Here is a 12,476-nt window from a genome sequence, read left to right on the forward strand (position 1 = left end):
GAACACAGGGAACTTGATTTATTTGAATCGAGTAACAGAGAATTAACCCATGGGGAACAAGCCTGGGAGACCGAAGAACCAGACGGCGCGCCGCGAGGCCCTCGTCGACGCGGCGGGACGCGCCATCGCCGAGCGGGGCCTGGAGGGGCTGCGCATCAAGGACATCGCCGCCGAGGCGGGGATGTCTGCGGGGTCGGTTCTGTACTACTACCCGGAGATGGGCGAGCTGGTCCTCGAAGTGCACCGGGGCGCCGTGGAGCGCTATCTGGCCGCGCGGCAGGGGGCCGTGGACGGGGCGACCGGGGCCGCGGCACGACTGCGGGCCCTCGTGGGGAGCGGGCTGCCGGGCGGCTCGGGCGACGCCGTGCACGGACTGCTCTTCGAGCTGCACCGGCGCGCCGACCGCAGCTCCGGACACGCGACCTTGATGGCGTCGCTCTTCGCGCGCGAGGTCGCCCTGTACGCGACCGTGCTCGAAGTCGGCGCGGCCGTCGGGGAGTTCACGCTCACCGAGCCCGTCGCCGACCTCGCGCGCAACCTCGTCGCGCTGGAGGACGGCTACGGGCTGCACATCGTCAGCCGCAACGCCGAGCTGACGCCGGACGTCGCCCGGCGCCTGCTCCTCGGCTACGCGCGGACGGTCACCGGCTGCCCGGAGCTGTGAGCCGGGCCCGCTCCCGGTCGTCGCCCGCGAGGGCCACCGCGGTGAGCGCCATGCCCAGCGCGCCGTCGAGGACCGCCCGGTCCGCGTCCGGGGTGACGCACGCCGCCGCGAACTCCTTCTGGTGGTTGACCGCGGGCAGCGAGTTGATGCCCAGGTAGGGGTGGATGGCGGGCAGGACACGGGACACGTTGCCCATGTCCGTGGAGGCGCGGTTCATCCGGGCCGCCGGGGATCCGGAGCTGTCGAAGGTGCGGCCGAGGGATTCGGCCGCCTGCCGGTAGGCGGCCAGCATCGCGGCGTCGTTGCGAAACTCCGAGTACGGGCGGGACTCCGGCTCTATCTCGAGGTCGCAGGCCGAGGCGAGCGCGCCGGCCTCGAAGCATTTCTCGACGCGCGGCTGGAGCGCGGACAGCTCCTCAAGACTGCCCGCGCGCACGTACCAGCGGCCCTCGGTCAGCTCCGGAATCGCGTTCGGGGCCTCCCCGCCGCGCGTCACCATGCCGTGCACGCGCGTGGTGGACGGGAGCTGCTGGCGCAGGAGTCCGATGGCGACCTGGGCGACCGTGAAGGCGTCCGCCGCGTTGCGGCCCTGCTCCGGGTAGGCCGCCGCGTGCGCCGCCTTGCCGTGGTAGCGGACCTTGAGGTGCGCGACCGCGTACGGGTCGGCCTCGGCGACGTCCGCGGGACCGGGGTGCACCATCATCGCCGCGTGCACCCCGTCGAAGGCGCCGCGCTCCAGCATGAGGATCTTGCCGCCGCCGCCCTCCTCGGCCGGGGTGCCGAAGACGGTGACCTTGAGGCCCAGCTCGTCGGCCACCGGCGCCAGTCCGGCCGCGGCGCCCACCGCGGCCGCCGCGATGACGTTGTGCCCGCAGGCGTGGCCGAGGCCGGGCAGCGCGTCGTACTCGGCGCAGATCGCGAGGTGGAGCGGGCCGCTGCCGACGGTGGCGGTGAAGGCGGTGGGCAGGCCCGCGGTGCCGGTCACGACGTCGTAGCCGAGGTCGTTGAGGGCGTACGCGGTCCAGCGCGCAGCCTTCTCCTCCTCCCACGCCACCTCGGGGTTCGCGTGGATGCGATGGCTCAGGGCGAGGAGTTCGGGCGCCGCCTTCGCGACCGCCTCGCGCACGGGCCTCACTCGTCCCCCGGCACGCCGTAGTTCGGCGCCGCGTCCGGGGCGAGGGCCCGTTGCACGTACGCCTCCTGCTGTGGCTCCCACAGTTTCCACAGGTCCGCGAGCTCCGCGATCGGGTCGCCCTCGGTCCAGTCCACGCGCAGGTCCGTCACCGGCCACTGCTGTGCGTCGACGACGAGGAGCCCGGCCGAGTGGACGGGGCCCGCCTCGCCGCCCGCCGCCGCGCCCGCGGTCAGCGCGTCGACGAGGCGGCGGGCGAGTGGAGCCCGAGGGTCCGCGCCCGTGAACGCGTCGAGTACCGCCTGGGGGACCCCGGGGCCCGACAGCAGGTTCCCCGCGGCCACGGCGTCGGGGCCGACCGCCTCCGCGTACGTGCCGAGGGTCCGCGCGCCCGAGAAGACCGCGCCGGGACCAGAAGCACCGACGGCCGTCAACTGCCGCCATTCGGCGTGAGGTTGGGCGGCCACCTCCCGTACGGCCGTCTTCGCGGGCACCCCGGATTCCAGGAGGTCGAGCAGGCGGGTGCCGAGGCGCGGGTCGGTGACGTTCTGAGAGCAGACCGCGCCCACTCCGGGCCGTACGTGCGCGCAGCGCGCAGCGACGGCCGGCGAGGACGAGGTGACGGCCACCCCGAGCTGACCCGTGCGCGGACACCGCGCGGCGATCGAGAACGTCATCGGCGCTCCTTCGGGATGACGGCCGTCGCGTCGATCTCGACGAGCCACTCCGGGCGGGCGAGCGCCGAGACGACCAGGCCAGTGGAGACGTAATGGACGCCCTTCAGCCAGCGGCCCATGACGCGGTAGACGGGCTCGCGGAAGCGGATGTCGGTGAGATAGACGGTGATCTTGACGATGTCGTCGAGGCGGCTGCCGGACTCCTCCAGGAGCATCGCGATGTTCGCCATGGCCTTCTCGGCCTGGGCGGCGACGTCCCCGACGCCGACGTTCTCGCGGGTGTCGAGATCCTGGCCGATCTGGCCGCGCAGATACACCGTGCCGTCGGCGACGACCGCCTGCGCGAGGTCGTTGGACAGGTCCTGCTCGGGGTAGGTGTCCGCCGTGTTGAAGGAGCGGATGCGCCGGTGGGTCGTCACTTGGCCTTCCTCCCGAGCGTGCCGAGGACGTTGTCGGAGAGACCGGCCGCGTCCTTCACCAGGTCGAGCGGGCCCTCCCAGTCGAAGTTGCGGTACACCGCGCCGAGGTGCGCGAACGGCGGGGACTGCGCGAAGAGCTGGAAGGTCAGCCGGTGACCCGCGTAGTCCGAGTTGAGCAGGTCACGGGCGTACGCGAGGAGCTTGCGGCGGTCCTCGGCGACCCAGTGCTCGTTGATCGAGTAGAACTTGTCGAGCCAGGGCTTGGTGTCCGGGTGGTCGAAGGACGCCTTGTCGGGCGTGATGCAGATCTGCCCGCCGCACAGCTCGCGCGCGATGTGCATCATCTCGTGCAGCTGCGAGCAGGCCAGGACGCGGCCGGTGTACAGCAGCGACTGGTTCGGCATGAGGAGCCCGCCGGGGCTGGGCTCGGCCATGGCGATGGACGCGGTCAGGTGCGCGTTGATGCCCTCGCGGTAGCAGGCCAGCGTCGCCAGCTTCTCCTGGACGGCCTGCTGCTTCTCCAGGCCCGTCTGCTTCACGTTCCACAGCGCGGCGCCGATCATCAGGTCCGCGAGCCGCAGGTTGCGCTGCGTGAACGCGAACGCGCTGTAGCGGTGGAGCGTGGCGCGGATGAAGGTCGCGGCCTTGGTGTCCCGGTAGAAGAGGACGTTCTCCCAGGGGATCTCGACGTCGTCGAAGACCACCAGGGTGTCGACCTCGTCGAAGCGGCTGGAGACCGGGTAGTCGGCGGGCGGCTTGGTGCCGGCGAAGCCCGTACGGCAGATGTACTTCAGGCCCGGCGAGCCCATGTCGGCGATGAAACCGAGGGCGTAGTCGGAGAGTTCGGAGTCGCCCCAGTTCGCGATCGTCGGCTTCGTGAACGCCTGGTTCGAGTACGCGGCGGCCGTCTCGTACTTGGCGCCGCGCACGACGATGCCGCTGTCCGTCTCCCGCACGACGTGCAGGAGCATGTCCGGGTCCTGGTCCTGGGGGCGCTTGGAGCGGTCGCCCTTCGGGTCGGTGTTCGCCGAGACGTGGAACGGGTCGGCGAACAGCGCGTGGTCGATGTGCCGCTTGACGTTCTCCGCGTACGTCGGATTGATCGCGTTGAGGACGTCCTGGCCGTCGATGAGCGACCAGACCTCGCCGATCGTCTCGTCCCCGACACGGGTGACGACACCGCCGACGTCGCTCAGCACGGCGTCCGTCGCCGCCCGCTTCGCGTCCCAGTCCTCGCGGGTGCGCGGCGGCTTCTGCTGGATCGCGTTGACCTCGCCGGTCGACTCGTCCTTGTACGTCATCGAGTCCCGGGTCGCCGGGTCGTGCGCCATGTCGTAGATCCGGGCGCGTATGTCGACCAGCGGCTTGAACGCGGGGTGCGTGGTCACGTCGGTGACCTTCTCGCCGTTCATCCATACGTCGCGGCCGTCGCGGATCGACTCGCGGTACTGGTCTCCGGTGCGGATCATGCGCCGTGCTCCTTAAGGGAGTTGAGGGGGCTCGGGGTGGCGTACGTACGGGCGTGGTGGACGAGGGGGTGGGCGCCGGACGCCGTGGAGGCGACGACGGCGCCGAACAGGACCTGGTGGGTGCCCTGCGTGACGGAGTCGGCGAGCCGGCAGTCGAAGGCGGCGGCCGCGCCGCGCAGGACGGGCGCGCCGGTGGCGAGGACGTCCCACTCGGCGCAGTCGAAGTCGTACGGGCCGCTTCCGTGGGCGGGCCGGCCCGCGAACACGTCCGAGACGTGGGCCTGGCCGGCGGCGAGGACGCTCACGGCGATGACGCCGTTGCGCACAGCGGCCGCGGCGAGGGGGCTCCGCTCGTTCACACAGACCAGCAGCGAGGGCGGGTCGGCGGAGACGGAGCACATGGCGGAGACGGTCTGGGCGAAGCGACCGGCCGGTCCTTCTGTGGAGACAACGGTCACGCCCGTCGCGGCGTTCCCCATCGCGGCCACGAAGTCCTGGCGGGATGTGAGGAGTTGGTCCGGAGCAATGGTCATGAGCGGCCTCCCTCGGAGCGAGTGGGCTGTGGTGCGACCACTATGCGAGGAGGAGCCTGCATCCGTACAACAGATCTTTTCGTGTTACTGGATCTGTTTTGGAGATACTTTCGGATGTGCCGCCCTGAGCTGGGCTCTCAGGACCTGAGCGCCTCCCGGCACGCCGTCGCGAACGCCTGTGCGCGGCCCGTCAGCCGGACCCCGCGCAGCTTCGCCAGGACGACGGGGAGCGCGGGCAGCGGGTCGGCGAGCGGCAGGGCGACGACGCTCGAACCGTCGTACGTGCGGTCGTGCGCGGGCCGCTGGTTGAGCAGCGACCAGCCGTATCCGGCGGCGACCAGGGCGCGCACGGTCTCGTAGCTCCTCGTGCGGTGGCTGATGCGCGGCTCGACGCCGGCCTTGGCGGCGACGGAGCGGAAGTAGTCGCGGCTGGCGGGCAGGTCGAGCAGGATCATCGGCTCGTCCGCGAGGTCCGCGAGGCGGGCCTGGCCGCCGCCCGCGAGCCGGTGGCCCTCAGGGACCAGTGCGTAGGGCGGGGCCATCGCGAGGACCTCGCACTCGATGTCGGCGTCGAGATCCATGTCGTAGAGCAGTGCCAGTTCGCAGGCGCCCGTGCGCAGGCTCTCCTGCACGGCCGGGATGTCGCCCTCGACGACCTCGACGCGCACGGCGGGCTGGCGCTCGCCGAACTCCCGCAGCAGGCGCGGCAGATAGAACGGGGCGAGCGTCTGGAAGCAGCCGACCGCCAGCTCGCCCACGAGGTCGGCGCCCAGGCTCCTGGCCGATTCGGCGAGCTCGTCGGCGTGGGTGAGGAAGCCGCGCAGCTCGTGCAGGAACCGCTCCCCCGCGGCCGTCAGCTCCAGGCCCTTCGCGTGCCGGCGGATCAGGAGCTGCACGCCGAGCTCGCGCTCCAGGTGGTGCACGGCGGTGGAGACCGCGGACTGCGAGACGTTGATGCGGTGCGCCGCGGCGGTCATGCTGCCGAGCTCCGCGGCAGCGAGGAAGTACCTCAGCTGCACGAGGGTGAAGTTCGCGTCCTTGGCCATGGCGGGATTGTGCCCCGGGCGCCTGCGAGCTGTCTGCATCTCGAAAACAGATGTAACTCCCGTGAAATCGATGTTTGACCGGGGATTGCGAGGGTGGCGAGACTCCCCAACCAACCCGCACGCCCGAACACCCCCGCCCGCCCCCTCGTTTTCCGGACAAGGGAGTCCGTATGCCCGCCACACCCGAGGCGGCCCCGGCCGTCGAGCAGCACACCATCGACCACGTCCCCGAGAACGAGCGCCACGGCCGCGTCCGTGACCTGTTCACCATGTGGTTCGGCACGAACATCGCGCCGCTGCCGCTGGTCACCGGCGCCATGGGCGTCCAGGTCTTCCACCAGTCGTTCTGGTCGAGCGTCGCAGCGATCCTGGTGGGCCAGCTCGTCGGCGCCGTCTTCATGGCGCTGCACTCGGCGCAGGGCCCGCAGCTCGGCGTCCCGCAGATGATCCAGAGCCGGGCGCAGTTCGGCAGCGTGGGCGCGCTGCTCATCGTGGTCGTGGCGGCCGCGATGTACATAGGCTTCTTCGCCTCGAACATCATCCTGGCGGGCAAGTCGCTGCACGGCCTCGCGCCCGCCGTGCCGGTCGACGCGGGCATCGTGCTGGGGGCGCTCGGCTCGGCACTGATCTGCTGGGTCGGCTACCGCCTCATCCACACCCTCAACAAGATCGCGACGTGGGTGCTCGGGGCGGGCATCCTGGCCGGCCTCGCCGTGGTGGTCGCGCGCGGCCTGCCCGACGGCTTCTTCTCCGCGGGCTCCTTCACGTTCGCGGGCTGGCTCGCGACGGTGTCCCTGAGCGCCCTGTGGCAACTGGCCTTCGCCCCGTATGTCTCCGACTACTCGCGCTACCTGCCGCGCACCGTCCGTACGGCGTCGGCCTTCTGGGCCACGTACTGGGGTTCGTGTCTCGGCTCGACTCTGCCGTTCCTCGCGGGCACGGTGATCGGCCTCGCGTCGCCCGGCACGGACGACACGGTGGCGGGCTTCGACAGCGCGGCGGGCGGTTTCGGCCCGGTCGTGCTGCTCCTCTTCCTCTTCTCGGTCATCAACCACAACGCGCTCAACCTCTACGGCGCGGTGCTGTCCCTGATCACCGTCTGCCAGACGTTCCGCCCCGCGTGGACCCCGCGCCAGAGGGCCCGCGGCGTCGTCTCCGCGATGGTCCTCGTGGGCGCGCTGCTCATCGCGACGGCGCTGTCCAGCGACTTCGTCTCCAGCTTCGTCAACCTCGTCCTGGTCCTGCTCGTCGTCCTCGTCCCCTGGACGGCGATCAACCTCATCGACTTCTACCTCGTCCACCGCGGCCGCTACGCGCTCGGCGACCTCTTCGCGCCCGACGGCGGGCGCTACGGCCGCTTCAACCCGGTGGCCCTGACCTCGTACGCGATCGGCATCGCGGTCCAACTCCCCTTCGTCGCCACGTCGCTGTACACGGGCCCGCTGGTAGCACCCCTAGGCGGCGCGGACCTGTCGTGGCTCGTGGGACTGGTGGTGACGGCGCCGGTGTACTACGCGTGGGCGCGGAGGGTGGCGGTGCGGGGCGGGAGCGCGGTGGCGGAGGCCGAGACGACGGCGACGGAGTCCGCTTCTGCGACGGCGTGACCGCGGCTTGCCTGGCTGGCGGCACACCACGAACAACGCCTCGTCGGGCGACAATGCCGGGAAACAGCAGGCGCTGGCTGCCTTCGAGAAATCCGGTGGAAAGCCCGTCACCATCCCGGTGGAGACGCCTCCCCAGGGCTACACCCACAGTGACCGCAACTGGTATCTGGCGGTAGGCAGCGCGACGACGAACACGACCGGAGCCGTCACCGTCACACCGGGCGCGGACGGAAAGCCGAAGGTGTCGCTCGACTACCAGGTCAACGTCTGGGACCGGTACAACTGGGACCCGGGAAAGTCCACGCAGATCGGCCCGACCGAAGTGACCGACGCGGACATGGCGCGCCTCCACACGACGGGTCTGGCCAGGGAGTTCGACATGCGAGGCAGCGGTTCGGTGCAGCACTACGACCTGGGGTCGGGATCCTCGAAGCTTCCTGACCCGGCCGATCCCGGACGGGACGGGACCCGTACTGACATCGGACGCAATGGGGATGCACGATGAAGGCGAGGTCCGGATCGATGGTGCCGGTGCGGGGAGCGTCCGCCGGTGCGCTGTGCCTCGCGGCCCTCGCACTGCTCACGGCTTGCTCGGGCGGCTCCGGTGACGGCACCAGGACCGGCACCGGACGTGACGCGGACGCGGATACGCGCGGACAAGTCCCGGCCTGGAAGGCGGGAGTGACCCCCGCAGCGATCGGTGAGCTGATGCACGTGCGGATCCCTGCCGAGGCCATGGACCGGCGTGCCGCGTACCAGAACGGGTTCCAGGACGACGGCCTTCTTCTGGCCTTTACGGTGCCGACAGCGCGCGTGGACGCGTTTGTGAACCTACTCGCCCCCGAGCAGGAACTCACCCACCGCGCCAAGCCCTTGCAACAGTCGGTGAAGCCCATGACGCCGTTCGCGCACCTCGGGCTCAAGGAGCCGGAGACGCTTGCCGACATCCGCAGCGGACCCGTGTGCGCGCCCTGCGCCGGCGAGCTGAACTCCCTTGAGGTGACGGTGCATCCCCTCGATGCGCAGACCAGCCAGGTCTATCTACGTGGGGTCGACTGACCCGGCACCATCCACCGACCGGTGGACAGCCCGTTCCACCGGTCGGGGCTGCCGCGGGCACCGCCCCGCCGAGCAGCATCTTGGGCACCATGGTGATGCGCGCCGGACTGCTGGAGAGGCGCTGACCGCGCTGACGCCAGTGACCGCAGGGGGTGTGGTGGCTGGAGAGGCGGTGGGCGGGGCCCCGCCCTACGATGGGTCCGGGTTCTTCCTGTGGGTTCTTCCTCACATGGTGGGAGTCAGCTCATGACGCATTCGACCCGGGGATTGCGCAGGGGGGCTGTGACCGCCGCAGCGGTGGGAACGCTCGCGGTGCCGATAGCGGGTGGGTCCGCGTTCGGCACGCCGGCCTCCGTGTCCGCCGGCCCCAGCTCCGCCTCCGTCATCCGCGCCACCGCCCCGCCCTCCCCGTCCGATTCCGGGTCGACAGCTCCGGGGCAGGTCCAGAAGCTCACTCCCGCCGTGGAGAAGGAGCTGGACGCCGCCGTGCAGAAGGTCATGCGTGAGGCGAACGTGCCGGGTGTGACCTTCGGCGTGTGGACGCCGGACAAGGGCGAGTACGTGAGGTCCTACGGCGTCGCCGACAAGAGCACCGGCCAGAAGATGTCGCCCGACCTGCACATGCGTATCGGCAGCGAGACCAAGACGTTCACCGTCACGTCGATCCTGAAGCTGGTCGACGAGAAGAAGGTCGCCCTGGACGACCCGATCGGCACGTACATCGACGGGGTCCCCAACGGGGGCAAGATCACCATCCGCCAGCTGGCCGAGATGCGCAGCGGACTCTTCAACTACTCGGCGGACGAGGACTTCTACAAGGCGCTGACGTCCGATCCGAACCGGCCGTTCACACCGCAGCAGCTCCTCGGCTACTCGTTCAAGCACCCGGTGCTGTTCGAGCCGGGCAAGAAGTTCTCCTACTGCAACACCAACCTCATCCTGCTCGGCCTCGCGGTCGAAAAGGAGAGCGGCCGGCCCCTCAACGAGTACATCAAGGACAACATCCTCACGCCCGCCGGCATGAAGCAGACGCTGTTCCCGACCGGCGACGAGTTCCCGGAGCCGCACTCCCAGGGCTACACGAACCAGACCGCGAGCGGGAAGACCCAGGACTCGGCCGACTGGAACCCGTCCTGGGGCTGGGCGGCAGGCGCGATGATCTCCACCCTCAACGACCTGCGGATCTGGGCACCCACGGTCGCCACGGGCAAGTTCCCCGACGGTGACACGATGATCAGCCCCGCCACGCAGAAGCAGCGCCTCATCACCCCGAAGACCACGATCCCGGGCGCGGGCTACGGCCTCGGCATCTTTAACGTCCAGGGCTGGATAGGCCACAACGGCTCCCTGCCGGGCTACGAGTCCCTGACGATCTATCTGCCGTCGGCCAAGGCGACCCTCGTGGTGGTCCTGAACACGGACATCGACCACGACAACTCGGAGCCGAGCACCCTCGTCGGCCAGGCGATCACCAAGATCATCTCCCCGGACAACATCTTCACCCTCCCGGCACAGCCAGCGGCGCAGTGACGAACGTGCTCCGGGGCGGGCCATGAAAACGCCTCCCACCGGCGCCGTATGCGCAGGTGGGAGGCATGATCGTGAAGGTTACTTCTTCTTGCCCTGGTTCTTGACCGCCTCGATCGCCGCCGCGGCCGCGTCCGGGTCCAGGTAGGTGCCGCCCGCCTTCAGGGGCTTGAAGTCCGCGTCGAGTTCGTAGGACAGCGGGATGCCCGTCGGGATGTTCAGGCCCGCGATGTCGGCGTCGGAGATGCCGTCGAGGTGCTTGACCAGGGCGCGCAGGCTGTTGCCGTGGGCCGCGACCAGGACCGTCTTGCCGTCCAGGAGGTCCGGGACGATGCCGTCGAACCAGTAGGGGAGCATGCGGACGACGACGTCCTTGAGGCACTCCGTCTGCGGGCGCAGCTCCGGCGGGAGGCTCGCGTAGCGCGCGTCGTCGAACTGGGAGTACTCCGCGTCGCGGGCCAGCGGCGGCGGCGGGGTGTCGTACGAGCGGCGCCAGAGCATGAACTGCTCCTCGCCGAACTCGGCCAGCGTCTGTGCCTTGTCCTTGCCCTGGAGCGCACCGTAGTGCCGCTCGTTCAGGCGCCACGAACGGTGGACGGGGATCCAGTGGCGGTCCGCGGCCTCCAGCGACAGCTGGGCCGTCCGGATCGCGCGCTTCTGGAGCGAGGTGTGGACGACATCGGGGAGCAGGCCTGCGTCCTTGAGCAGCTCACCGCCGCGGACTGCCTCCTTCTCGCCCTTCTCGTTGAGATTGACGTCCACCCAACCGGTGAACAGGTTCTTCGCGTTCCATTCACTCTCGCCGTGGCGGAGGAGGATCAGCTTGTACGGTGCGTCGGCCATGGCTCCGAGCCTAATCCACGCCTCCGGCGCCCCGCGCGCCCGGCCACGGGCCGGACGGTACGGGCCGGGAGCGCCGGCCGACGATTGACGGCAGACGTCAATTGAGTGGCTGCGGCCGCCCTCCCCCACGTAAGTTACGGACATGGCCGGCGCCGCTTACAGGCCCCTCAGGCCACACCCACGCCGCACGCGCCCCAGGGGGGATCCGTCCCGATGTCCGTCACCGCTCTCAGACGGGCCGCACACGAGAGTGTGTCCGGTCTGCCGCGCCAGTTCTGGTGGCTGTGGACCAGCACCCTGATCAACCGCCTGGGCGGCTTCGTCCTCACGTTCATGGCGCTGTACCTGACCACCGAGCGCCACTTCTCCGCGTCGTTCGCAGGTCTCGTCGCCGCGCTCATCGGGCTCGGCGGAATGATCGCGTCGGTGCTCGGCGGGGTGCTCGCGGACCGGATCGGGCGGCGCCCCACCCTCCTCGCCGCGCAGCTGGCGACCGCCGCGACCGTCGCCGTCCTCGCCTTCGTGCGCGACCCCGCCGGGATCGCGGTGACCGGCTTCCTGCTCGGCGTCGCCTCGAACGCGTCGCGGCCCGCCGTGCAGGCGATGATGGCCGACCTCGTCGCGCCGCAGGACCGCGTGCGGGCGTTCTCCCTCAACTACTGGGCCATCAACCTCGGCTTCGCCGTCTCCTCCGTCTACGCCGGTTTCCTCGTCGCCGCCAGCTACACCGCCGGCTTCCTCCTGGAGGCCGCGATGACGCTGGCCTGCGCGGTCCTGGTGTTCGTGAAGGTGCCCGAGTCGCGGCCCGAGCGCGCCGAGCCGAAGCCCGACGCGGCGCCCGTCGCCGACGTGACGATGCTGACCGTCCTGCGCGACGGCCGGTACATGCTGATGGTCGGCCTCTCGTTCCTCATCTCCGTCGTCTTCACGCAGTCCTCGTCCGGGCTGCCCATCGTCATGGGGCAGGCGGGGCTGAGCAGTTCGGACGTCGGGCTCGTCGCCGCCGTCAACGGCATCGTGATCGTGGCGCTGCAGATCCCGCTGACCCGTTTCATCGAGAAGCGCGACGCGGGCCGGCTGCTGACGGTCTCCTCGCTCCTGATCGGCTACGGCTTCGCGCTCACCGCGTTCGCCGGGTCGATGGCCGCGTACGCCCTGATCGTCGTCGTGTGGACCCTCGGCGAGATGGTCAACGCCCCCACGCAGTCCGGCCTGGTGGCGCGGCTCGCCCCGACCCACGGGCGCGGCCGCTACCAGGGCATGTACTCGATGTCGTGGTCGGTGGCGGCCCTGGTCGCGCCGCTCGCGTCGGGCGTGACGATCGACCGGTTCGGCGCGGGGTGGCTGTGGGCGGGCTGCGCGGCGATCGGGACGGTCGCGGCGGCCGGGTACTGGATCCTGATGCGGGGGCTGCCCGCGGAGGAACACCCTGTCGCGCCCGTCCCCAGCCCCGAGAAGACCGGGACCGAGCCCGAGCTCACCGCCTGACACTCACCGCCTGAA

General features: G+C 70.5%; 13 protein-coding genes. 6 read left to right on the forward strand and 7 right to left on the reverse strand.

Going from position 1 to position 12,476, the window contains the following annotated elements; translation table 11 throughout:
- Positions 1-49 precede the first annotated feature (49 nt).
- Positions 50-664, forward strand: coding sequence for a TetR/AcrR family transcriptional regulator (locus tag ACY0PA_RS20340; RefSeq protein ID WP_454401782.1), 615 nt, complete (start codon positions 50-52; stop codon positions 662-664).
- On the opposite strand, the gene ACY0PA_RS20345 is transcribed toward ACY0PA_RS20340, so the two are convergent.
- The 6 genes from ACY0PA_RS20345 to ACY0PA_RS20370 form a co-directional block, all read right to left on the reverse strand.
- Positions 642-1,799: a M20 family metallopeptidase gene (locus ACY0PA_RS20345; protein WP_473085953.1), complete on the reverse strand. Its 1,158-nt coding sequence runs from the start codon at positions 1,797-1,799 to the stop codon at positions 642-644. The two genes, ACY0PA_RS20340 and ACY0PA_RS20345, sit on opposite strands and share 23 nt — an antisense overlap.
- Entirely contained in the window at positions 1,796-2,473 is a 678-nt protein-coding gene (locus ACY0PA_RS20350) for a DUF1028 domain-containing protein (protein ID WP_473085954.1), read from the reverse strand. Before ACY0PA_RS20350 ends, ACY0PA_RS20345 begins: the two co-directional genes overlap by 4 nt.
- Complete coding sequence (locus ACY0PA_RS20355; protein WP_473085955.1) at positions 2,470-2,892, reverse strand: RidA family protein; 423 nt, start codon at positions 2,890-2,892, stop codon at positions 2,470-2,472. The genes ACY0PA_RS20350 and ACY0PA_RS20355 overlap by 4 nt, the downstream gene beginning before the upstream one ends.
- Positions 2,889-4,361: a 4-hydroxyphenylacetate 3-hydroxylase family protein gene (locus tag ACY0PA_RS20360; RefSeq protein ID WP_405480207.1), complete on the reverse strand. Its 1,473-nt coding sequence runs from the start codon at positions 4,359-4,361 to the stop codon at positions 2,889-2,891. The genes ACY0PA_RS20355 and ACY0PA_RS20360 overlap by 4 nt, the downstream gene beginning before the upstream one ends.
- The gene (locus ACY0PA_RS20365) at positions 4,358-4,894 is read right to left on the reverse strand and encodes a flavin reductase family protein (protein WP_375997196.1); all 537 of its coding nucleotides are present in this window, start codon (positions 4,892-4,894) and stop codon (positions 4,358-4,360) included. The genes ACY0PA_RS20360 and ACY0PA_RS20365 overlap by 4 nt, the downstream gene beginning before the upstream one ends.
- A 137-nt stretch (positions 4,895-5,031) precedes the next feature.
- The gene (locus ACY0PA_RS20370) at positions 5,032-5,940 is read right to left on the reverse strand and encodes a LysR family transcriptional regulator (RefSeq protein WP_473085956.1); all 909 of its coding nucleotides are present in this window, start codon (positions 5,938-5,940) and stop codon (positions 5,032-5,034) included.
- A gap of 170 nt (positions 5,941-6,110) precedes the next feature.
- On the opposite strand from ACY0PA_RS20370, the gene ACY0PA_RS20375 reads away from it, so the two are divergent.
- The 4 genes from ACY0PA_RS20375 (at position 6,111) to ACY0PA_RS20390 (ending at position 10,133) form a co-directional block, all read left to right on the forward strand.
- Entirely contained in the window at positions 6,111-7,544 is a 1,434-nt protein-coding gene (locus ACY0PA_RS20375) for a purine-cytosine permease family protein (RefSeq protein ID WP_473085957.1), read from the forward strand.
- A 7-nt stretch (positions 7,545-7,551) separates the two neighbouring features.
- Positions 7,552-8,049, forward strand: a complete 498-nt coding sequence (locus tag ACY0PA_RS20380; RefSeq protein WP_473085958.1) for a hypothetical protein — start codon at positions 7,552-7,554, stop codon at positions 8,047-8,049.
- A complete protein-coding gene (locus ACY0PA_RS20385) occupies positions 8,046-8,603 on the forward strand; it encodes a hypothetical protein (RefSeq protein WP_473085959.1) in 558 nt (185 codons plus the stop codon). Before ACY0PA_RS20380 ends, ACY0PA_RS20385 begins: the two co-directional genes overlap by 4 nt.
- A 246-nt stretch (positions 8,604-8,849) precedes the next feature.
- A complete protein-coding gene (locus ACY0PA_RS20390) occupies positions 8,850-10,133 on the forward strand; it encodes a serine hydrolase domain-containing protein (protein ID WP_473085960.1) in 1,284 nt (427 codons plus the stop codon).
- Between the two features lie 78 nt (positions 10,134-10,211).
- Here ACY0PA_RS20390 and ACY0PA_RS20395 read toward each other — a convergent pair whose 3' ends face one another.
- Complete coding sequence (locus ACY0PA_RS20395; protein WP_473085961.1) at positions 10,212-10,973, reverse strand: phosphoglyceromutase; 762 nt, start codon at positions 10,971-10,973, stop codon at positions 10,212-10,214.
- 213 nt (positions 10,974-11,186) lie between these two features.
- Here ACY0PA_RS20395 and ACY0PA_RS20400 point away from each other — a divergent pair, with 213 nt between their 5' ends.
- Positions 11,187-12,461, forward strand: coding sequence for an MDR family MFS transporter (locus tag ACY0PA_RS20400; protein ID WP_473085962.1), 1,275 nt, complete (start codon positions 11,187-11,189; stop codon positions 12,459-12,461).
- Positions 12,462-12,476 lie beyond the last annotated feature (15 nt).

Source organism: Streptomyces sp. DS1-CR2, from assembly GCF_055760475.1.

What these genes read in the sequence shown, in the direction of transcription:
- ACY0PA_RS20395 (WP_473085961.1), bottom strand. Translation starts at nt 10,973, where the DNA reads ATGGCCGACGCACCGTACAAGCTGATCCTCCTCCGCCACGGCGAGAGT.
- ACY0PA_RS20360 (WP_405480207.1), bottom strand. Translation starts at nt 4,361, where the DNA reads ATGATCCGCACCGGAGACCAGTACCGCGAGTCGATCCGCGACGGCCGC.
- ACY0PA_RS20340 (WP_454401782.1), top strand. Translation starts at nt 50, where the DNA reads ATGGGGAACAAGCCTGGGAGACCGAAGAACCAGACGGCGCGCCGCGAG.
- ACY0PA_RS20365 (WP_375997196.1), bottom strand. Translation starts at nt 4,894, where the DNA reads ATGACCATTGCTCCGGACCAACTCCTCACATCCCGCCAGGACTTCGTG.
- ACY0PA_RS20375 (WP_473085957.1), top strand. Translation starts at nt 6,111, where the DNA reads ATGCCCGCCACACCCGAGGCGGCCCCGGCCGTCGAGCAGCACACCATC.
- ACY0PA_RS20390 (WP_473085960.1), top strand. Translation starts at nt 8,850, where the DNA reads ATGACGCATTCGACCCGGGGATTGCGCAGGGGGGCTGTGACCGCCGCA.
- ACY0PA_RS20385 (WP_473085959.1), top strand. Translation starts at nt 8,046, where the DNA reads ATGAAGGCGAGGTCCGGATCGATGGTGCCGGTGCGGGGAGCGTCCGCC.
- ACY0PA_RS20350 (WP_473085954.1), bottom strand. Translation starts at nt 2,473, where the DNA reads ATGACGTTCTCGATCGCCGCGCGGTGTCCGCGCACGGGTCAGCTCGGG.
- ACY0PA_RS20370 (WP_473085956.1), bottom strand. Translation starts at nt 5,940, where the DNA reads ATGGCCAAGGACGCGAACTTCACCCTCGTGCAGCTGAGGTACTTCCTC.
- ACY0PA_RS20400 (WP_473085962.1), top strand. Translation starts at nt 11,187, where the DNA reads ATGTCCGTCACCGCTCTCAGACGGGCCGCACACGAGAGTGTGTCCGGT.